Raw genomic sequence first — 21138 nt, 5'->3', positions numbered from 1 at the left:
AAGAGAGAGAGGAAAGAAAATGAAAAAAGGTTTAAAAGCATTACTTGTATCATTATTAGCATTAAGCCTAGCTGCATGTAGTACTCCTGCAAAGGATCCTGCAACTGAAGGTGACGCTGGAGCAACTGAGGGAGACAAAATCGTAATTGGTGTTGTTGTACCTTCTGGTGACCATGGATTTACTGGAGAAAGTTTAGCACACGCTAAAGCAGAAGCAGAAGCAATTAACGCTAGTGGTCAAAACATCGAAGTTATCGTTAAAGACGGACTTGAAGCTAGTGACCAAATTACATCTATTGAAAATCTACTATCTAGTAGTGATCCAGATGTAATCGTATTATGGCCAATGGAAGGTGAAGCATTACGTAGTGCTGCACAATCTATTACAGATGCTGGTGTTAAACTAGTTATCTATGACCGTTTAATCGATGGTTTCAAAGCTGACACATTTGTTGGAGACATCATGGGAGATAACGTTGGTATCGGTACTCAAATGGGTAACTACCTAACAACATTCTTTGCTGATGATGATGCAGTTAATTACTTACGTTTCATTGGTGATGCATCAACAGTTGGTGTTCAACGTTCACAAGGTATGGATGATGTAGTTGATCCTGCTAAATTCGTTCAAATGAAAGACACATTCGTAACAAACTGGAGCTCAGAAACATCACAAAACCTTATGGAAGAATGGTTAGCTGGAGCTACTAAAGAAGAAATCGAAAGTTTAGATTTAATCGTAACTCATGATGATGAAATTACAGATGGTATCATGAATGCATTAGAAGCTTACACAGGTGGAGCTGACTTAAGTAACTTAAGACTTATGACTTCAATCGGTGGACGTAAAGAAACTTTAGAAAAATTCGATAACACTAAATTAGGTGTTAAACTTATCACTTATTACTTTGCTCCTGGTATGGTAAGAGAAGCAATCCGTTTAGGAGTTTCTGCTGCTCAAGGTGCTGAATATACTGGTGCAACATTGACTGATGGAGTTTACTTAATCCCTACATTTGCAATTTCTAATGCAGGTGGAGACGCTAAATTTGATTTCGAAGGATATAGAGGAAGCGATATATTCACAGAACGTTACAGCATTTTCGAATAATTAAAATTTGATGATGATGTTGAAAGTCGGTCGTCATTGACCGACTTTCTTATTTAAATAAAGGAGTAAGAATATGCTTGTTGAAATGAAGGGTATTGTCATGGACTTCGGTCCAGTTCGTGCTGTAAATAACGTAGATTTCTCAATTAATACAAAAGATATTGTTGGGTTACTCGGGGAAAACGGTGCAGGAAAATCAACACTAATGAATGTGCTTGCTGGAGCACTTCAGCCAACAAAAGGAGAAATCTTTATTGATGGTAAAAAAGTGCATATCGCTAATGCTCATGTTGCTAGTCAATATGGAATTCGCTTTATCCACCAAGAACTTAATCTTTGTAACGAATTAACGGTTGTAGAGAATATGTTTCTAGCACAAGAAATAACTAAAAATGGGATTACACAAACAAAAGAAATGGTAAACCGTTGTAAAGAAGTATTCGAAAGAATGAATGTAAATATCAATCCATTAAGTCATGTAGGAGATTTACAAGCAGCAGAAAAACAATTACTTGAAATTGCTAAATCACTACTGTTCAAATCGGAACTAATTATTATGGATGAACCAACAACGGCTTTATCAACAAATGAAATTGAGAATTTGTTCAATATCATGAGGCAATTAAGTGAAGAAGGTGTAAGTTTCATTTTCATCTCACATAAAATGCCGGAATTGTTTGAGATATGCAAAACATATTTCATTATGCGAGATGGAAACTATGTATCACAGGGGAATTTCAAAGATATCGTTGAAAGTGAAATTACTGAAATGATGATTGGTCATAACCTTGCAGAAGATTCATTTGATAATAAAGAAAATTATTCAAAAGATAAAGTAGTTTTATCAGTTAAGAATTTTTCGAGTGAATTGTTTCATGATATTAATTTCGATTTACATGCAGGTGAAATTATTGCGATTACAGGATTACAAGGATCTGGTAGAGAAGCAATTGCTGATGCTTTATTTGGAGCAGAAAAGTATACTGGTACAATTCAAATAAATGACGAGGAAATGAAGAAAGGTTCAAAAATAATTAACTTTATGAAACGTGGGGTAGCATTAGTTCCACGTATGCGTAAAGAAAGAGGAATCTTCAATGACTTGTCTATTTATGACAACATGTCGATGGCATTTATTAATACTAAATTGAAAAAATTATTAATTAGTGATAAGGATGAAAGCGAAAGATTTATAAGACAACAAAGTGCAATGAAAATTAAAGTTGGTAATCCTAATAATCCGATAACATCATTATCAGGTGGTAATCAACAAAAAGTAATTTTAGGCAGATGGCTAGAAGCTGATGCTGGAATCATGTTGTTTGATAATCCTACACAAGGTATAGATGTAGGAGCTAAGTTTGAAATTTATCACTTGATTTTAGAACTAGCGAGACAGGGTAAAGGAATTATTGTATTTAGTGCAGAATTCCCAGAAATATATAAAGTAGCCGATCGTTGTTTAGTTTTATATAAAGGTGAAGTAATGAAAGAAATGAATCGTGAAGAGTTAAATGAAAAAGACGTCATGATGTATTCTACAGGTGTTAATAAGGAGGTAAGAGCAGATGTTTAAGAGTTTTCAAGGGTTATCAACAAAAGAAGTGTTAAGAAAAATTGTTCAAGATTATAGTTATTGGTTATCATTCTTTTTACTAGTAATTATTGCGTCATTTATGAATCCAAACTTCTTTTCTTGGAATAATATTTCAAATATCTTTGTACAAAGTACAATGATTGGATTAATTGCAATGGGTATGAGTATGGTTATTTCCGCTGGCCAAATTGATATCTCAGTTGGTTCACAAGTTGCAATACTTGGTGGATTTGGAATTATGGTTCTAAACGCTACTGGTAGTGTTTGGGTTATGTTGTTATTCTGTATTATTGGTGGTGCTATTATTGGTACTGTCAATGGATTGCTTGTGGCAAAAGGTCACTTGCCTGCGATGATTGCGACACTTGCAATGCAAACAGCATGTCGTTCAATTATTAACTTCTATGGTCAAGGTGGGCCATTCACAGTAAAGAAAGAAATCTATGATAGTTTCCGTATGATTGCAGTTGGCGGAATTCAAATTGGAGATTTTAAAATTCCATATATGATGATTATATTTATTGTAATTGCAATTATATTTAATGTTATTATGAAACGTACTAAACTTGGTAAACATATTTATGCAGTTGGTAGTAATGAAACATCTGCAAGACTTGCAGGTATCAATGTTGATATGACTAAGGTTGCTGTATTTACAATAACAGGAATTATGTGTGGGATCGCTGCGGTATTATATGCATCTCGTTTAACTGCTGTTGCATCAGCGAATGCGGCAGTTGGGTATGAGATGGAAGCTATTGCTGCTGTAGCAATTGGTGGTACATCAATGAGTGGTGGTAAAGGTAAGATAATGGGAACCTTCCTAGGGGTACTCATGTTTAAGATTATTAGTAATATTCTAACAAGTGCTGATGTATCATCATTCTTAAATGGTGCAATCAGTGGATCAATTATTGTTATTGCGGTATTGCTTCAAAATTTCCAAAATAGAAAGAAATAGGTGGATGACATGTTGAAAATTGGAATTATTGGCTGTGGTAAAATCACACAAGTTCGTCATGCACCAGAATATGCAGAGAATACTGATTGTGAGATTGTTGCATTCTTTGATAATAACTATGAAAGAGCACAAGAACTTGCAAAAGAGTACAACGCTGTTGCGTATAAAACATTAGAAGAATTTCTTAATTTAGATTTAGATGCAGTAAGTGTTAATGTAGCAAATATAGCGCATGCGGAAGTTACGATCAAAGCATTAAATTCAGGTAAGCATGTATTGGTAGAAAAACCAATGGCAACTACTGTAGAAGAATGTGTTGCGATGATAGATACAGCTAAGAAAAACAATGTACAACTTATGGTTGCACAAAATCAACGTTTTGCACTAGCACACGTTAAAGCTCATGAATTAATTAAAAATGGTACAATTGGAAAAGTATTAACATTTAGAACAGTGTTCGGCCATCCAGGACCTGAAGGTTGGACAGGTGATGCAAACTCTTGGTTCTTTGATAAGAAACTTGCTCATTTTGGGGCAATGGCTGATTTAGGTGTTCATAAGACAGATTTAATGCATTATTTACTTGATGATGAAATTACAGATGTGTTTGCACAAATACGTACATTGGATAAAAAGTATCCAGATGGAACACCAATAACAGTTGATGATAATTCGTATTGCATGTATCAAACTAAAAAAGGTACTATTGGTACTATGCATGTTAGTTGGACATTCTATGGTAATGAAGATAACTCTACAGTTATTTATGGAACAGAAGGAATTTTAAAATGCTATAGTGATCCAGAATATTCATTGATTCTTGAAAAGAAAAATGGTGAAGTAGAAAAATTCCAATTGGATCAAATGACATCGAATAAAGAACAAACAAATAATGGTAGAACAAATACAGGGGTTATTGATAGCTTTGTATCAGCAATACTTGAAGGTAAAGAAGTACCAGTACCAGGTTATGAAGCAAGTAAAGCAATGCGAGTAGTCATTGCGGCTGAAGAATCAGCAGCTAAAAACTGTATGGTAAAGGTTAAATATTAGGGGTGGAAAAATGAAAAGAATGATATCAATCTGTAGTGGACAATATGGTGATTTATCACTTGAAGAATTATGTCAAAAAATGAGTAGTTTTGGATATGAAGGTTTGGAACTTGCTGTTGCAGCACATGTTGATGTACATAGAGTTATTAATGAACCTGAATATGTAAAAGAATTAATTGCTACTCTAAATAAATATAATTTAAAAATAAGTGCGTTAGGAGCACATTTAGTTGGACAATGCGTTGGGGATAATTTTGATCCACGTTTAAATAATTTTGCACCTAATGAGTTAGCAAACCAACCTGAAAAAATTAGAGAATGGGCAATTAGTGAAATGAAAGATGTTGCTCGTGCAGCTAAGATATTAAATGTTAAAGTAGTAACTTGTTTCTTAGGATCTCCAATTTGGGCTTATTGGTATTCATTCCCACAAACTACTCAACAAATGGTTGATGATGGTTTCAACAAAATTAAAGAATTATGGACACCGATATTTGATGTGTATGATGAGTGTGGGGTTAAACTTGCATTAGAAGTACATCCTACAGAAATTGCATTTGATTACTACACAACTAAAAAACTATTAGAAACAATCAATTACAGAGAAACATTGGGATTAAATTTTGACCCTAGTCATCTTGTATGGCAAGGGATGGACCCAGCGTTATTTATAAGAGATTTTGGTGATAGAATCTACAATGTTCATGCAAAAGATGTAAAAGTTCGTCTTGATGGCAGAGCAGGAATTCTTGGTTCGCATATTGAATTTGGTGACACAAGAAGAGGATGGAACTTTGTTTCTCTTGGACACGGTGATGTTAATTTCGATAATATTACTCGTGAGTTAAATCAAATAGGGTATCAAGGACCTGTAGCTGTTGAATGGGAAGATAGTGGTATGGAAAGATTTGCAGGCGCTAAAGAGGCATGCGAGTATATTAAAAAATGGGATTTCCAACCATCTGATGTAAGCTTTGATGCAGCTTTAAAGACAGAATAGGTATAAAAAGAACTAAAAGATATAACCGGCATGCTAAAAATAGATGGGTTATATCTTTTTTTTAATAGGTAAATAGCCTTAAAATAGTGCAAATAAAAAAATATATAAAATTATAAAAATATAACCGATATATAACTGATATCTATTATCATTAACTCATATTCAACTAATCGGAGGTATTTTTATGAAGAAAATTACAAAATTAATGTTGGCGTTAACGCTTATGTTAACTATCGTTCCAACTAACTCTTGGCATGTATTTGCAACTAATCAAGATGAGGAAATTTTAAGTGTTGAAAATGGTAATGGAGAGATTTCAGGAGATTTTTCTGCTGAAAATGGAGAAACACCTATTATTACTGCAACACCTACACCTGCGATTGAAGAAACTCAAAAGCCAAGTATAGAAATAACTCCAGAAGTGACAGCAACACCAGAAGCGACTGTGACACCAGAAGCAACTGCAACACCAGAAGCAACTGCAACACCAGAAGCAACTGCAACACCAGAAGCAACTGCAACACCAGAAGCTGAAGATGTTAAAACAGTATTAACTGTTAATCATATTTATACTGGTAATGATATCGAAATTAAAGAAACGACTGTAGTTGAGGATTTAATTGTTGGTAAGAAAATAAACGCACGTGATTATGTTGTAGATAAAGAATATTACAGTGTTGAAAGTGTAAGTACTGAAGAAATAATATTAGATAAAGAAAACAATGAAATAACAATTACATATAGATTACAAACTTCTGAAACTACGACTGGTCAAGTTGTTGGTCAAACAAAAAAAGGAAGAAATGCATCTAATAATGAACCTGGTGCCGTATTCACGACAAAAGAAGCATCTTGGGTAGATTATGATAAAGGAGTTGCAAAGATAGAATTTAATGTTTCAGGGAATCCGGTGAAACAAGGATCTGATATATTATTGATTATGGATACTTCAGGAAGTATGGTAAATAATGACACATCTGGTTCTATTCCAGGAGGAAGTTATGCTGCAAAACTAAAAGAAGCGGTTGCTGGGTTCTCTAATAATGTTTTTACAGCAGACAGTGATGTTAGATTATCAGCAATTGGTTTCTCAGATAGAGCATATCTAATTACAGATGAGTTTGCGGCGTATGGCGATACAATAAAACACCCGATGGGTACTAAATATAGTGCGAGTACTTTCTTTACAGATACAATGTGGGATCCAAGTAAAAACTTCATTACGTTTACTGGAGATACAAACTATACTAATCCGATAAATGCTGCAATTGAAATGATAAATAAAAGAGCTGATAAATCACGTCCTGTTTATGTAGTATTTATAAGTGACGGGGAGCCTGCGGCAGGGAAAGATGGACAAGAAGTAATTGGGAATCTTACGTCTATTGCAAAAGTATACTCAATAGGATTAGAAATTGGTGAACAATCATTTAATCAATATATCAAACCACTAGCAACTAATCAAAGCATGGATTATGCAAAAAATACAAATGCTGCAGGATTAGCTGATGTGTATAAAAATATTGCGGGTGATATTAAAATAGCAGGTACAAAAGCTGAAATTACTGATACCATCAATAATGAAGTATTTGATATTTTATATGAAAATGGCAAAGCGAAAATTGAAGCAACAGCAGGAACTGTTTCTGTTAATAATAATAAAGTAACGTGGACATTTGATACAATTACAGAGACAGTAAAAAAGCTTACAATTTATGTAAAGGTAAACAATAATACTACAACTGGAGCAGTCGAAACGAACTTAAATGCAAATTTGACTTACAATGATTATAAGAATGAAGAAAAAACATTTGTTTATCCAAAACCAGTATTAACAATAGGTAAAACTGGAATAATTGAAATATTCAATTATTTAGTAGATGAAGATGGTAATTTAATAGATCAAAAAGATTTACCAATAAATGATTTTAATAAAAGAGTAGATATTCAAAGTTATTTTTATCAAGATGAAGCTACGAAAGCTGTTGACTTAGATTTTGGAACATATTCTATTAATCCTTTAACTACTATCACAAAAGATGGACAAAAGTATGAATTAGTAACTAGCGCAACTAATAGTTCCGCTATTCCATCAGATGTCGAGTTAAGCGCAACAAATAGAAATGTAAAATTGTATTTTGGTTATAAAAAAGTTAATGGTCCTGTATACTACGATGTAACAATTCAGTATCAAGATGAAGATAGTAATAAAATAAAAGAAACTAAGACAATTAAAGATGCTGAATTTAATACAACAGTTAAAGCAAGCAATCATATTGTTGAAATTAGTGGATATACATTTAAAGGGTCAAATCCAGAAAGTGTAATTGTTTCAAGTGATGTACAAAAAAATAACATCATCTTAACTTATCAAAAAAATATGAAAGATATTTCGTTTAAAATTTATGATAAAGTAGGAGGCGTAGTACAAAGTAGCGAAACATATATAGGCACTGCAAATGTATGGGAATTAGATGCACAAGTAGTATCGGTAGACTATACACAAATTGAGAAACATCAATCTGTACATGATGGATATAACTTAGTGGGATACGAAGATGAAGCTGGAAATAGTATTGATTTTGCAACATTGAAAGAATTGCAAGCAGATACTAAATTATATGCAGTGTATGAAGCAGTTCTTCAAGATTATACAATCAATTATTATTCAATTGATGAAAATAAAAAAATTGAAACATATAGCGACAAAGAATATTTTAATGAAAAAATTACGTATACATCATTTAACAAAAGTATTACGGGATATGTATTTGCATATGCAACACCAGAGAATCTAACTATAACTACAGACACATCGAAAAATGTAATGAATCTATATTACTATATTGATGTTGTAGGTGGACGTGATTCGAATGGAAATGATAAATCAGATAATATTCCAGACCGTTTCCAAGTTAAATTTACATATAATGTACAAACTGTAGGTACGGGATATGTAACAAATAATAACTTAACTTCTGAGTATGAGTATGTAACACGATATGATAAGTTTGGAGATTATAGTTTAACGGAAAAAGTTAAACCTGTTGGTAAAGACATAGTTGCAAAAGCAGCTGCGAATCATAAGGTTGTTAAGTGGGTTGATGAGCAAGGTAATTCTTATAACACTATCGAAGAAATTCGAAATACTGAGTATGCAGGTAATGCATTATTTACAGTAATATTTGAAAAAGTTATCGTTCCTCCAACACCAACGAATCCACCGGTTGTTCCAACACCTGAGCCAGAGGTTATAGTACCGGTAGAAGTGCAACCAATAATTCCTGGAAATCCTCAACCGGAAGTAATTCCAGAAGAAATCACACCAGAGGTTGCACCAACAGCAACTCCAGAAGTCATTGTTGATGAAGTTACACCAGAAGCTTTAAATAAGACTGGATGGGCTTTAATTAATTTGATTGCAATGCTTGTTGGAATATTGTTAACAATCATTCTTCTTACTTCTAAACATAACAGTGATGATGAAGAGGATGATGAGGATTACATCATTAATTCAGATCAAGAAGAACCAAAATTATATGAACGTAAACGTATATATAAAGTGCTAGGTTCAATTGTTGCGGTTATATCTGTGATTATATTTATAGTTACAGAAAATATAACGCTTCCTATGGTTCTAGTAGATAAATATACATTATTAATGCTTATCCTTACTTTAATAAATGCAATTACTTTATATTTAGGAAGAAAATGGCATGACATTGAAAAGGAAGAAGAAGTAAACGCTTAAGTTTAAGAAGGAGTCTGCACATTGTGCGGATTTTTTCTTTATTGCACCAGTAAAATATAAACATTATAATAAAAAAGTAAGATAACTATATGAATAAACTGGGGAATAAATTATGAGACGTATGTCGAGTTTACAATTTTTAGAGATACTTCAAAGAACCTTGAATAAAATTGATTCAAGATTAGTTAATCATGGTGAAAAAGTAGGGTATATCGTTTTTGTAATTTTAAATTCTATGAATAAATTTAATAAAGATGATATTGCGGAAATTACGTTAATGGGAATACTGCATGATATTGGTGCGTATAAGACAGAAGAGATTGACGATATCATGGAGTTTGAAAATAGTGATGTTTGGTTTCATTCGATTTATGGATATCTGTTTATGAAGAGTTTATCTATTATGAAAGAAAAAGCGTTGCCGATATTGCATCATCATTTACCCTATTCAAATTATAAAGAGCGAGGATTACTTGATGATGATTTAGCTGGATTGATTTATCTTGCCGATCGTATTGATGTGGTTTTGGTTGCGAGTAATGTTGAAGTTTGTTTAGGATGGATAAGACAAAATAGAGGTACACTTTTGTCTCCGTATTGGGTGGATAAGTTTTTTGCATTACCAGATTATGAAAAGTTGTTGAATAAGATTTGTGATCAAAGTTATCGAGAATCAGCAAGAAAGATGGCGGCAACATTGAAGTTTGATTATGACTTAATTGAAAGTTATCTAACGGTAGTTGCTTGTTCAATTGATTTTAGAAGTGAGTATATGATTTTGCATACAATTACTACTGTAAATGTAAGTGTAGCAATTGGTAAGAGAATGGGTCTGAGTGAAGAAGAATTAAATGACTTATATTATGGAACTTTACTTCATGATATTGGAAAAATTTCGACGCCTATTAGCATACTTGAAAAGCCTGGAAAACTTACAGATGAAGAAATGTTTATTATGAAGCAACATGTAGTTGAAACAAGAAATATTTTAGAAGGTTCAATACATCAAGATGTAGTTGAGATTGCTGCGCGACATCATGAAAGAATTGATGGCTCTGGGTATCCTCAACACCTAAAACTTGCTGACTTAACACTACCGGAATGTATATGTGCAGTTGCTGATATTGTAAGTGCGTTAGTTCAAGAGCGGAGTTATAAAAATGCATATGATAAAGAAAGAGCTTTAGGTATAATTGTTGAAATGGATTCAAAAGGATTATTGAATCGTGATGTGGTTAAAGAGGTAGTGGAAAACTTTGATGAAATCATGATGGAAACAGAAACAAGTAGTAAAGAAACAATGGAAGCTTATTATGCGATACAAAGTGAATATCAAATTTTAATAGATAAATATACAAATATAAATTAATAAAGATAATGCTAAAGGAAATAGTAGATTAATGAACTTAGCGTAATAAAGTAGGAAAGAATATGATATTAAATATAAGTGGAAGAACGGATATTGTTGCCTTCTATACGGAATGGTTAATGAACAGAATAAATGAGGGATATGTGGATGTACGAAATCCGTTCTATCCTAAAAGCGTAAGCAGAATAAATTTTTGTGATGTAGAAGCAATAGTTTTTTGCACAAAAAATCCTAAGCCAATTATTAAGTATCTTAATCAAATCAAAATCCCATGTATATTTCAGGTTACATGTACTCCTTATGATAAAGACATTGAGTTATGTGTAGAGGATAAAAAGGAGATTGTAAAATCAATTATTGAATTAAGTCGGTTAATTGGCAAAGAGAATGTCATACTTAGATATGATCCAATATTAATTAATGATAAATATACAATTGATTACCACGAGAGAGCATTTGAAAGATTGTGCTCATTATTGGCGGGAAGTGTTGAACAAGTAATAGTTTCGTTTGTGGATGAGTATAAAAATGTAAATCGTCATATGAGAGAGCTTAGAATTAAGAAGTTAAGTGAAAAAGAATACCTTGATATTGGGGTTAGGCTTGTAAGTATCACTAATAAATATGGAATGACAATACAAACGTGCTATGAAAAGAATGATTTAACTAGTGTAGGCTTTATTCAGTCTGCTTGTTGCACGAAGGAATTGGCTTATCGTTTGACAGGGAGAAGTAATTTCGGTAAGTGGAAAGCACGGGATTGTGGGTGCATTGAAATGGTTGATATTGGTACATATAATAGCTGTAGACACTATTGTAAGTATTGTTATGCGAATTATGATGAGAAGAGTGTGGATGTAAATAGCAGGGATCATGATGTAAAATCGTCCCTTTTAATAGGGAATTTAGATGAAAATGATGTAATAAAGGTAAGAAAAAAATAAAACTATATATAATAAGGATAGGAAAAATGCTTAAAAAACAGTAAAAACAAGCAAAATTTGGATTCAATAGTAAAGTTAAAGAGAATAAACAGTAAAATTTGGGGTGAAAAGCTTCAAATTTTTTGTTTTTTAAAAAGTTCAAAAAGAGTGAAAAAAACTGTTGCAATAGGCTTTTGTAAGTGTTACTATATAAAAGCACTCGCATGGACGTGGGAGGTTGCCGGCACGCCGAAAAGCGTTGTCATAGGCGTTAAGCCGGGTAATTCACACCGAGCGATTATCGCAAGATAAGTGAAATAAAGGAGGAAAATTTCATGGCAAAAAATTCAGTAAGAATTCGTTTGAAAGCTTACGAGCACAGAAGTCTAGACCAAGCAAGTGAAAAGATTGTTTCAACTGCTACTAGCCACGGTGCAAAAAAAGTTGTTGGTCCAGTTCCACTACCAACTGAAAGACAAGTGGTAACAGTTCTTCGTGCGGTACATAAGTACAAAGATGCACGTGAACAATTTGAAATTAGAACACATAAACGTTTGATTGAGATCATCGGTCCAAGCGCAGAGACTATCGACGCATTAAGTCGTTTAGATTTGCCAAGTGGTGTCGATATCGAAATCAAGCTGTAAGAAAGGTTTGAGGTGACATCATGAAAGGTATATTAGGACGTAAACTTGGTATGACTCAAGTGTTTACAACTGACGGGACATTAATTCCAGTTACTGTTGTAGAAGCAACACCAAACGTAGTTATGCAAAAGAAAACAAATGAGAATGATGGCTATGAAGCTGTTCAATTAGGTTTCGAAGACATCAAAGAATCTAGAGCTACTAAGGCAAACAAAGGTCATGCTGCAAAAGCAAGCACTGCTCCAAAACGTTTCGCTCGCGAACTTCGTGCTGATGAAATGGCTAACTTAGAAGTTGGAGCTGATGTAAAGGTTGATATCTTTTCCGCTGGTGATATTGTCGACGTAACAGGAATTAGTAAAGGTAGAGGGTATAACGGTACTATCGTTAGAAATAACGCTAAGATCGGACCTAAATCACATGGTTCTGGGCATCACAGACATATCGGTTCATTAGCTACAACAGGTATTACATCTAGAAAAGGTGGTATCGATAAAGGTACTACAATGGCTGGACAAACTGGTGGCTATGTAACAACTAACCAAAATCTAGAAATCATCAAAGTTGATGTAGAAAATAACTACATGTTAATAAAAGGAAATGTTCCAGGACCAAGAAAAGGTCTTGTCATGGTTAAAACAACTGTGAAAGGTGTTAAGAACGTTCCTGCAAAAGAATTAATCAATTATGCTCCAGTTGTAGAAGAAACAACAACTGAAGTTGCTAAAGAGGAGGAATAAGACATGCCAAAGGTAGATGTATATAGCCAAGAAGCGAAAGTCATTAAACAAATCGATTTGGCCGATGCAGTATTTGGCATTGAACCTAATCAACAAGCAATGTTTGATGCAATCGTAATGCAACAAGCTAGCATGCGCCAAGGAACTCACAAAACAAAAACACGTAGTGAAGTTTCTGGTGGTGGTAAAAAACCATTTAGACAAAAAGGTACTGGACGCGCTCGTCAAGGGTCAATCCGTGCTGTTCAATGGAGAGGTGGAGGAATTGCCTTCGGACCTACTCCAAGAAGCTATGCTTACAAATTAAACCGTAAAGTTCGTCGTTTAGCTCTTAAGTCAGTATTAAGTGCAAAGGTAGCTAACAACAACTGTACAATTATTGAATCAATTAAATTTGATGCAATCAAAACTAAGAGCTTCGTAGAAATGATGAAAGCATTCAACTTCGAAAGAAAAACATTATTCGTAGTAGACATCGCTGAAGAATTCGACAACGCTTTCTTATCAATGAGAAACGTATCGAATGCAATGATGTTAACTGTTGAAGGATTAAATGTATACGATATTGCAAATGCTGATCAAATCGTAATTACTGAAGCTGCTGCTACTAAAGCAGGGGAGGTACTTGCATAATGAGTAACGCTAGAGATATTATCATCCGTCCTATCATCACTGAAAAAACAATGAAGATGATGGATGCTGACAATAAAATTACATTTGAAGTTGCAAAAGGAACTAACAAAACTCAAGTTCGCCAAGCAATTGAAGAAATCTTCAAAGTAAAAGTAGAACAAGTAAATATCTTAAACTGTCGTCCAAAACAAAAACGTGTAGGTAAATACACTGGTACAACAAGCGCTGTTAGAAAAGCAATTGTTAAATTACCTGAAGGACAAGACATCGATTTATTTAAAGATAAATAAGAATAACGGAAGAAGAACGCTATTTCCGGACAAAATGCGTAAGGAGGACCATTAAGTAATGGCTATTAAGAAATATAAACCAACGACACCTGGCCGTCGTGGCATGAGCACGTTGATGAATGATGAGATTACTACTTCTACACCAGAACGCTCATTATTGTCACCACTTAGCTCAAAGGGTGGACGTAATAACACAGGACGTATAACAACTCGCCATCAAGGTGGAGGACATAAACGTCAATACCGTATTATCGATTTCAAACGTAATAAGGACAATGTTCCAGCTACAGTTGCTACAATCGAATACGATCCAAACAGATCTGCAAACATCGCATTATTAAATTATGCGGATGGTGAAAAGAGATATATCATTGCTCCTAAAGGATTAACTGTTGGACAAACAGTTGTATCTGGAGTTGAAGCTGATATTAAAATCGGTAACTCATTAGAAATGAAAAACATGCCTGAAGGTACTGTTGTTCATAACGTTGAGTTAAAACCTGGTAAAGGTGGACAACTTGCACGTAGTGCTGGATGTTCTGCTCAAATCCTAGGTGTTGAAGAAAAATATGTAACAGTTCGTTTAACTTCAGGAGAAGTTAGAAAAATTCTTGCTAACTGTCGTGCAACAATCGGTTCAGTAGGTAATGAAGATTATAGCTTAATCAACGTTGGTAAAGCTGGACGTTCTCGTTGGATGGGTATCCGTCCTACAGTTCGTGGTTCTGTTATGAACCCTAACGATCACCCTCATGGTGGTGGGGAAGGTAAGACTCCAATCGGACGTAAGTCTCCAATGACTCCTTGGGGTAAGAAAGCTATGGGTGTTAAGACTCGTAGTGATAAGAAACAAAGCAACAAATTAATTGTAAGAGGCCGTAAAGGTAAATAACGAAAGGAAGGAAAAATAAATGACACGTAGTTTAAAAAAGGGTCCATTCTGTGATGACCACTTAATGAAAAAAGTTGAAGCATTGAATGTGGCTGGTAAAAAAGAAGTTATTAAAACATGGTCACGTCGTTCAACAATTTTCCCAAGTTTCGTTGAACATACATTTGCAGTGCATAATGGTAAAGAACATGTCCCAGTATTTGTAACTGAAGATATGGTTGGACATAAACTTGGTGAATTCGTACCTACTCGTAAATATGGCGGGCACGGTGACGATAAGAAAGCGTAGGAGGAAAGAAAATGGAAGTTAAAGCAACAGCAAAGACAGTACGTATCGCTCCTCGCAAAGTAAGATTAGTGTTAGATCTAGTAAGAGGAAAAGATGCTGCTGAGGCAGCTGCAATCCTTAAGTTCACACCTAATCATGCAGCTGCAGAAATTGGCAAAGTACTTAAGTCAGCAGTAGCAAATGCTACAAATAATCATAAATTAGATGAATCAAAACTATATGTAAAAGCATGCTATGCAAATGAAGGAATCACTATGAAAAGATTCATGCCAGCTGCAAAAGGTAATGCACATCAAATTTTAAAACGCACAAGCCACATCACTGTTGTGGTTGATGAGCGCTAGGAAGGGGTTCAGATATGGGTCAAAAAGTTAGTCCTATTGGAATGCGTGTCGGAGTCATCCGTGATTGGGATTCTAGATGGTACGCAGAAAAAGAATACGGAAACCTATTAATGGAAGACGTTAAAGTCCGCAAATTTTTAGAAAAAGAACTACATAACGCTTATGTTTCAAGAATTGAAATTGAACGTACTTCTAACGAATTGAAATTAATCATTCGTGCAGCTCGTCCAGGTGTTCTTGTAGGGAAAAATGAAAAAGATGAAGACAAGATGGAGTCTTTAAAGAAAAAACTATCAACAATTGCTAAAGGTAAAGATATCAAGATTGATGTATTAGAAATTGCTAATCCAGATTTAGATGCTTACTTAGTAGCTCGTAAGATTGCTGAACAACTTGAAGGACGTCAATCTTTCAGAACAACTCAAAAGAAAGCAATCCAACAAACTATGCGTTCAGGAGCTAAAGGAATTAAAACTTTAGTATCAGGTCGTTTAGGTGGTGCTGATATCGCTCGTGGTGAAGGTTACTCTGAAGGAGTTGTACCTCTACATACATTACGTTCAGATATCGACTACTGTTGGTATGAAGCAAATACTACTTATGGTAAATTAGGTGTTAAAGTTTGGATTTGTCGTGGACAAGTATTACCAGGACAAATGGTTAAAGAACCAGAAGCTCCTAAAACACCACAAGGTCGTGGACCTCGTCGTCCTCGTAACAATGACCGCCGTGCTCCAAGAAATGCTGAAGCAAAAGCACCAGTTGCTGCATCAGCTAATGGGGAAGCTACAAAGGGAGGTAATTAATCATGTTAATGCCTAATAGAACTAAATATAGAAGACCTCATCGCTTAAGCTATGAAGGTCGTTCAAAAGCTGGACGTCAAGTTGCGTTTGGTGAATATGGATTAGTTGCTGAGCAAGGTGCTTATGTATCTAACCGTCAAATCGAGGCTGCTCGTATTGCTATGACTCGTTATATGAACCGTGGTGGTAAAGTTTGGATCAAAATTTTCCCACACTTAGCAATTACAAAGAAACCTCTAGAAGTACGTATGGGATCTGGGAAAGGTGCTCCTGAAGGTTGGGTAGCAGTTGTTCAACCAGGTCGTGTATTATTCGAAGTTAGTGGAGTTAGTGAAGATATCGCTCGTGAAGCTTTACGTCTTGCTTCTCATAAGCTTCCAATTAAAACTAGATTTGTTAAGAAAGGTGAGGAGGAAAAATAGATGAACGTTAAAGAAATTCGTGAAAAAAGTAATGAAGAATTACTAAAAGATATTGAATCTTTAAAAGAAGAACTATTCAACTTACGCTTTCAACAAGCTACAGGTCAACTAGAAAATCCATCACGTATGAAGGATATCAAGAAGACAATTGCTCGTATCAAAACAATCATCACTGAGCGCACGCTTAGTGATGCGAAGTAGGAGGGTCTAAGTTATGGAAAGATCTAATCGTAAAGTATTACGCGGTAAAGTTGTTTCAGATAAAATGAACAAGACAATTACTGTTGAAGTTGCAACAAATAAGAGTCACGACTTATATTCAAAACGCGTTAAATATTCTAAGAAATTCAAAGCTCATGACGAAAACAATGAGGCAAAAATTGGGGATATCGTTGAAATTATGGAAACACGTCCATTATCAGCTGATAAACACTTCCGTCTTATTAAAATCGTTGAAAAAGCTGTAATTCTTTAAGCACAAGGAGGAAGATGAAAGATGATTCAAAATGAAAGCAGATTAAACGTCGCTGATAACACCGGTGCTAAAGAATTATTAGTTATCCGTTGCTTAGGCGGAAGCGTTCGTAAGAGTGCAAACATTGGCGATGTCGTTGTTTGTGCAGTAAAAGCAGCTGCTCCTGGAGGAACAGTTAAAAAAGGTGATGTTGTTAAAGCTGTAATCGTAAGAACAGTTTATGGCATTCGCCGTGAAAATGGTTCATATATTAAGTTTGATGATAATGCAGCAGTTATTATCAAAGATGATAACACACCAAAAGGGACACGTATTTTCGGTCCTGTAGCTAGAGAGCTACGTGATAGAGATTATATGAAAATTGTATCTCTAGCACCAGAAGTACTGTAGGAGGTCACTAATGAAAATTAAAAAAGGCGATAAAGTTAAAGTTATCACTGGACACTACAAAGGTACTATTGGGGAAGTAACTGCTGTATTCCCTAAAGAAGAAAAAGTAATCGTAGAAGGTGCTAACTTAATTAAAAAGAGTTTAAAACCAACTCAAGCAAATCCTGATGGAGGAATCATTGAAAAGGAAGCTCCAATTCATGTTTCTAATGTTATGATTTATGATGCAAAAGCAAAAGCTACTAGCCGTGTAGGTTATAAAGTAGATGGAGATAAGAAAGTACGTGTTTACAAAAAAACAGGTGCTGAAATCAAAGGAGGTAAGAAGAAATAATGAACCGCCTTCAAGAAAAATATACAACAGCAGTTATTCCTGCTTTAGTTAAAAAGTTTGAATATACAACTGTTATGCAATGTCCAAAGATTGATAAGGTAGTTATCAACTTAGGTGTTGGTGAAGCTATTGCAAATCCTAAAGTATTAGATGAAGCAGTTGCAGAATTAACTCAAATCGCAGGTCAAAAACCTGTTATCACAAAGGCTAAAAAATCTATCGCGAACTTCAAACTTCGTGAAGGTATGCCTATTGGATGTAAAGTTACATTACGTGGTGAAAAAATGTATGAATTCTTAGATAAACTATTCAACATTTCACTACCTCGTGTACGTGATTTCCGTGGTGTGAGTAACACAGCATTTGATGGCCGTGGAAACTACACTCTTGGTGTAAAAGAACAATTAATCTTCCCAGAAATTAACTTTGATAAAGTTACTAAAACTCGTGGTATGGATATTGTTATTGTTACAACAGCAAACACAAATGAAGAAGCAAAGGCATTGCTAGCTGAAATGGGCATGCCATTTGCGAAATAAGGAGGACTAAAACATGGCAAAAACATCGAAGAAAATTTCACAACAACGTCCTCAAAAATTCTCAACACGTGAATATACAAGATGTGAACGTTGTGGACGTCCACATTCAGTATTACGTAAATATAAACTATGTCGTATTTGCTTCCGTGAATTAGCTTATAAAGGCCAAATTCCTGGAGTAAAGAAGGCTAGTTGGTAAGGAGGAAGTTACGAATGAATATGACTGATCCAATTGCAGATATGCTTACAAGAATCCGTAATGGAGTTCAAGCTCATCATGAGACTGTTGAAATCCCTGCTTCTAAAGTGAAGGTAGAGATTGCAAAGATTCTAAAGAGTGAAGGATACATTATGAATTATGCAGTAAGCGGAGAAACAGCTGCTGAAAAGAAAATTACAGTTACACTTAAATATGGAGCTAATAACGAAAAAGTTATTAGTGGTATCAAAAGAATTTCAAAACCAGGTCTTCGCGTTTATGCTAAGACAGATTCAGTACCTCGCGTACTTAATGGTTTAGGAATTGCAATTATCTCAACTTCTCAAGGTCTTATGACTGATAAAGAAGCTAGAGCTAAACACGCAGGCGGCGAAGTTGTCGCTTATGTGTGGTAGACACTGAAAGGAAATCAATAGAATGTCACGTATCGGAAATAAAGCGATTACCATTCCAGCTGGAGTTGAAGTAACAGTTGCAGCTGGTAATGAGGTGACTGTAAAAGGCCCTAAGGGTACTTTAACACGTCAGTTTAGTACATTAATGGATATTAAACAAGACAATGGTGTTATCACTGTTGTTCGTGCAAACGAAGAAAAACATACAAAACAATTACATGGTACAACTCGTGCATTACTTAACAATATGATCGAAGGAGTCCACGAAGGATTCACTCGTACACTTGAAATCGTAGGTATCGGGTTCCGTGCTGCTGTAGCTGGTAAAAAATTAACACTTAACATTGGTTACTCACACCCAGTTGAATTCATTGTTGAAGAAGGACTTACAGTAGAATGTCTTTCTAACACTGAAATCAAAGTTACTGGTATTGATAAACAACGTGTTGGTGAATTTGCAGCAAATGTTCGTGCAACTAGAAAACCAGAACCTTATAAAGGTAAAGGTATTCGTTACAAAGGTGAACAAGTCCGCCGTAAAGAAGGAAAAACGGCTGGTAAGAAATAGTGGGAAAGGAGATCATAGACTATGCTTAAGAAAATTTCAAAAAATGAAACAAGATTACGCCGCCATGCGCGCGTACGTACTAAAGTTAGTGGAACTCCTGAATGCCCACGCCTTAATGTCTTCCGTTCTAACGCTCACATTCACGTTCAAGTGATTGATGATGTAAACGGCAAAACATTAGCTGCATGTTCAAGCGTTAATATGAAACTTGCAAATGGTGGAAATAAAGAAGCCGCTCAAAAAGTAGGTGCTGAAATTGCAAAACTTTGCAAAGCAGCAAATATATCAAAAGTAGTATTTGACCGTGGAGGTTATGTATATCACGGACGTGTCCAAGCTTTAGCTGATGCAGCTAGAGAAGCTGGACTAGAATTCTAGAAAGGGGCTCATGATGGAACGTAAACCAAGAAGAGTAGAACGCGAAAAAGAATTTGAAGAACGCGTAGTTGTCATTAATCGTGTCAGCAAAACTGTTAAGGGTGGTCGCCGTATGCGCTTCTCAGCTCTAGTAGTTGTAGGTGATAAAAAAGGCCGCGTAGGATATGGAACAGGTAAAGCAAATGAAGTACCTGATGCAATCAAAAAAGCAATCGAAGCAGCAAAGAAAAATGTAGTAACTATTAACTTAGTAAATGGAGGTAAAACAATTCCTCATGCTATTACTGGAGTTTATGGTGCAGGTGAAGTATTCCTTCGCCCAGCTGCAGAAGGTACCGGAGTTATCGCAGGTGGTGCAGTTCGTGCTGTTCTTGAACTTGCTGGAGTTAGCGATGTATTATCAAAATGCATTGGTTCTCGTACACCAATTAACATGGTTCATGCAACAATGACTGCATTAACAGAATTAAAAACAGTAAACACAGTAGCTAAGCTACGTGAAAAGAAACCACAAGAAATTCGATAAGGAGGAGACAGGTTTATGAAATTAAATGAAATGAAATATACCGAAGGTGCTCGTCACAGCTCTTATCGTATTGGGCGTGGGCATGGTTCAGGTAACGGAAAAACTGCTGGTAAAGGTAATAAAGGACAAAACGCTCGTAGTGGCGGTGGAGTTTCTTTAGGATTTGAAGGAGGTCAAACTCCTTTATACAAACGTATTCCAAAGAGAGGGTTCACAAACTTCACTCGTAAAGAATATGCAACAGTAAATGTTGAAAGCCTTAATTGTTTTGAAGAAGGAACAGTTGTTACTATCGAAATGTTAGTAGCTACTGGTCTTGTAAAGAAAACATTAGATGGTGTTAAAGTATTAGGTAATGGTACACTTGAGAAGAAATTAACTGTTCAAGCTAATAAATTCTCAAAATCAGCTCAAGAATTAATTGAAAAAGTAGGCGGAAAAGTTGAGGTGATCTAATATGATCCAAACTTGTATCAACTTGTTCA

28 protein-coding genes are annotated in these 21138 nt (G+C 35.0%); all 28 read left to right on the top strand.

Annotation, left to right across the window (positions count from 1 at the left end; translation table 11 throughout):
- The first annotated feature begins 19 nt into the window (after nucleotides 1-19).
- A complete protein-coding gene (locus RR430_RS04860) occupies nucleotides 20-1111 on the top strand; it encodes a sugar ABC transporter substrate-binding protein (protein ID WP_332487344.1) in 1092 nt (363 codons plus the stop codon).
- A gap of 73 nt (nucleotides 1112-1184) precedes the next feature.
- Nucleotides 1185-2687: a sugar ABC transporter ATP-binding protein gene (locus RR430_RS04855; protein ID WP_332508729.1), complete on the top strand. Its 1503-nt coding sequence runs from the start codon at nucleotides 1185-1187 to the stop codon at nucleotides 2685-2687.
- Nucleotides 2680-3669, top strand: a complete 990-nt coding sequence (locus RR430_RS04850) for an ABC transporter permease (RefSeq protein WP_332487348.1) — start codon at nucleotides 2680-2682, stop codon at nucleotides 3667-3669. Before RR430_RS04855 ends, RR430_RS04850 begins: the two co-directional genes overlap by 8 nt.
- A gap of 9 nt (nucleotides 3670-3678) precedes the next feature.
- Nucleotides 3679-4722, top strand: a complete 1044-nt coding sequence (locus RR430_RS04845) for a Gfo/Idh/MocA family protein (RefSeq protein ID WP_332487350.1) — start codon at nucleotides 3679-3681, stop codon at nucleotides 4720-4722.
- 10 nt (nucleotides 4723-4732) lie between these two features.
- Nucleotides 4733-5722, top strand: a complete 990-nt coding sequence (locus RR430_RS04840; protein ID WP_332487352.1) for a sugar phosphate isomerase/epimerase family protein — start codon at nucleotides 4733-4735, stop codon at nucleotides 5720-5722.
- A 184-nt stretch (nucleotides 5723-5906) separates the two neighbouring features.
- Entirely contained in the window at nucleotides 5907-9473 is a 3567-nt protein-coding gene (locus tag RR430_RS04835) for a vWA domain-containing protein (protein WP_332508728.1), read from the top strand.
- Between the two features lie 112 nt (nucleotides 9474-9585).
- Nucleotides 9586-10842, top strand: a complete 1257-nt coding sequence (locus tag RR430_RS04830; protein ID WP_332487354.1) for an HD-GYP domain-containing protein — start codon at nucleotides 9586-9588, stop codon at nucleotides 10840-10842.
- Nucleotides 10843-10904: 62 nt separating this feature from the next.
- Nucleotides 10905-11786 (top strand): DUF1848 domain-containing protein, encoded by an 882-nt coding sequence (locus RR430_RS04825; RefSeq protein WP_332487356.1) that lies wholly within the window; start codon nucleotides 10905-10907, stop codon nucleotides 11784-11786.
- Nucleotides 11787-12100: 314 nt separating this feature from the next.
- Nucleotides 12101-12412, top strand: a complete 312-nt coding sequence (gene rpsJ / locus RR430_RS04820) for a 30S ribosomal protein S10 (protein WP_078712853.1) — start codon at nucleotides 12101-12103, stop codon at nucleotides 12410-12412.
- A 20-nt stretch (nucleotides 12413-12432) separates the two neighbouring features.
- On the top strand, nucleotides 12433-13152 hold the full coding sequence (gene rplC / locus RR430_RS04815; RefSeq protein ID WP_332482152.1) for a 50S ribosomal protein L3: 720 nt from the start codon (nucleotides 12433-12435) through the stop codon (nucleotides 13150-13152).
- 3 nt (nucleotides 13153-13155) lie between these two features.
- Nucleotides 13156-13785 carry a 50S ribosomal protein L4 gene (gene rplD, locus RR430_RS04810; RefSeq protein WP_332482153.1) on the top strand — a complete coding sequence of 210 codons (630 nt, stop codon included), beginning with the start codon at nucleotides 13156-13158 and terminating at the stop codon, nucleotides 13783-13785.
- Nucleotides 13785-14075, top strand: a complete 291-nt coding sequence (gene rplW / locus RR430_RS04805; RefSeq protein ID WP_332482154.1) for a 50S ribosomal protein L23 — start codon at nucleotides 13785-13787, stop codon at nucleotides 14073-14075. Before rplD ends, rplW begins: the two co-directional genes overlap by 1 nt.
- Nucleotides 14076-14133: 58 nt before the next feature.
- Nucleotides 14134-14967 (top strand): 50S ribosomal protein L2, encoded by an 834-nt coding sequence (gene rplB / locus RR430_RS04800; RefSeq protein WP_332508727.1) that lies wholly within the window; start codon nucleotides 14134-14136, stop codon nucleotides 14965-14967.
- A gap of 19 nt (nucleotides 14968-14986) precedes the next feature.
- A complete protein-coding gene (rpsS, locus tag RR430_RS04795) occupies nucleotides 14987-15256 on the top strand; it encodes a 30S ribosomal protein S19 (protein WP_332482156.1) in 270 nt (89 codons plus the stop codon).
- An 11-nt stretch (nucleotides 15257-15267) separates the two neighbouring features.
- Nucleotides 15268-15600: a 50S ribosomal protein L22 gene (gene rplV, locus RR430_RS04790; protein ID WP_332482157.1), complete on the top strand. Its 333-nt coding sequence runs from the start codon at nucleotides 15268-15270 to the stop codon at nucleotides 15598-15600.
- A 14-nt stretch (nucleotides 15601-15614) separates the two neighbouring features.
- Complete coding sequence (rpsC, locus tag RR430_RS04785; protein WP_332482158.1) at nucleotides 15615-16406, top strand: 30S ribosomal protein S3; 792 nt, start codon at nucleotides 15615-15617, stop codon at nucleotides 16404-16406.
- A gap of 2 nt (nucleotides 16407-16408) precedes the next feature.
- The gene (rplP, locus tag RR430_RS04780) at nucleotides 16409-16828 is read left to right on the top strand and encodes a 50S ribosomal protein L16 (RefSeq protein ID WP_332508726.1); all 420 of its coding nucleotides are present in this window, start codon (nucleotides 16409-16411) and stop codon (nucleotides 16826-16828) included.
- Nucleotides 16829-17029, top strand: coding sequence for a 50S ribosomal protein L29 (gene rpmC / locus RR430_RS04775; protein WP_332482160.1), 201 nt, complete (start codon nucleotides 16829-16831; stop codon nucleotides 17027-17029).
- Between the two features lie 13 nt (nucleotides 17030-17042).
- Nucleotides 17043-17303 (top strand): 30S ribosomal protein S17, encoded by a 261-nt coding sequence (gene rpsQ / locus RR430_RS04770; protein ID WP_332482161.1) that lies wholly within the window; start codon nucleotides 17043-17045, stop codon nucleotides 17301-17303.
- A 21-nt stretch (nucleotides 17304-17324) separates the two neighbouring features.
- The gene (rplN, locus tag RR430_RS04765; protein ID WP_332508725.1) at nucleotides 17325-17693 is read left to right on the top strand and encodes a 50S ribosomal protein L14; all 369 of its coding nucleotides are present in this window, start codon (nucleotides 17325-17327) and stop codon (nucleotides 17691-17693) included.
- Between the two features lie 10 nt (nucleotides 17694-17703).
- Nucleotides 17704-18027 carry a 50S ribosomal protein L24 gene (rplX, locus tag RR430_RS04760; RefSeq protein WP_332508724.1) on the top strand — a complete coding sequence of 108 codons (324 nt, stop codon included), beginning with the start codon at nucleotides 17704-17706 and terminating at the stop codon, nucleotides 18025-18027.
- Nucleotides 18027-18566 carry a 50S ribosomal protein L5 gene (gene rplE / locus RR430_RS04755; protein WP_332482164.1) on the top strand — a complete coding sequence of 180 codons (540 nt, stop codon included), beginning with the start codon at nucleotides 18027-18029 and terminating at the stop codon, nucleotides 18564-18566. The genes rplX and rplE overlap by 1 nt, the downstream gene beginning before the upstream one ends.
- Nucleotides 18567-18579: 13 nt before the next feature.
- Complete coding sequence (locus tag RR430_RS04750; protein ID WP_332482165.1) at nucleotides 18580-18765, top strand: type Z 30S ribosomal protein S14; 186 nt, start codon at nucleotides 18580-18582, stop codon at nucleotides 18763-18765.
- Between the two features lie 14 nt (nucleotides 18766-18779).
- Nucleotides 18780-19181, top strand: a complete 402-nt coding sequence (gene rpsH / locus RR430_RS04745; RefSeq protein ID WP_332482166.1) for a 30S ribosomal protein S8 — start codon at nucleotides 18780-18782, stop codon at nucleotides 19179-19181.
- Nucleotides 19182-19203: 22 nt separating this feature from the next.
- The gene (gene rplF / locus RR430_RS04740; protein ID WP_332482167.1) at nucleotides 19204-19749 is read left to right on the top strand and encodes a 50S ribosomal protein L6; all 546 of its coding nucleotides are present in this window, start codon (nucleotides 19204-19206) and stop codon (nucleotides 19747-19749) included.
- A 21-nt stretch (nucleotides 19750-19770) separates the two neighbouring features.
- Nucleotides 19771-20127 carry a 50S ribosomal protein L18 gene (rplR, locus tag RR430_RS04735; RefSeq protein ID WP_332482168.1) on the top strand — a complete coding sequence of 119 codons (357 nt, stop codon included), beginning with the start codon at nucleotides 19771-19773 and terminating at the stop codon, nucleotides 20125-20127.
- Between the two features lie 13 nt (nucleotides 20128-20140).
- Complete coding sequence (rpsE, locus tag RR430_RS04730; protein ID WP_332508723.1) at nucleotides 20141-20653, top strand: 30S ribosomal protein S5; 513 nt, start codon at nucleotides 20141-20143, stop codon at nucleotides 20651-20653.
- A gap of 15 nt (nucleotides 20654-20668) precedes the next feature.
- Nucleotides 20669-21109, top strand: coding sequence for a 50S ribosomal protein L15 (gene rplO, locus RR430_RS04725; protein WP_332508722.1), 441 nt, complete (start codon nucleotides 20669-20671; stop codon nucleotides 21107-21109).
- Nucleotides 21110-21138: the final 29 nt, after the last annotated feature.

This window comes from Anaerorhabdus sp., assembly GCF_036641015.1.
Taxonomy (GTDB): domain Bacteria; phylum Bacillota_I; class Bacilli_A; order Erysipelotrichales; family Erysipelotrichaceae; genus Anaerorhabdus.
Note: the sequence above shows the minus strand (reverse complement) of the source record. Positions and strands in the feature narration are given on the sequence as shown.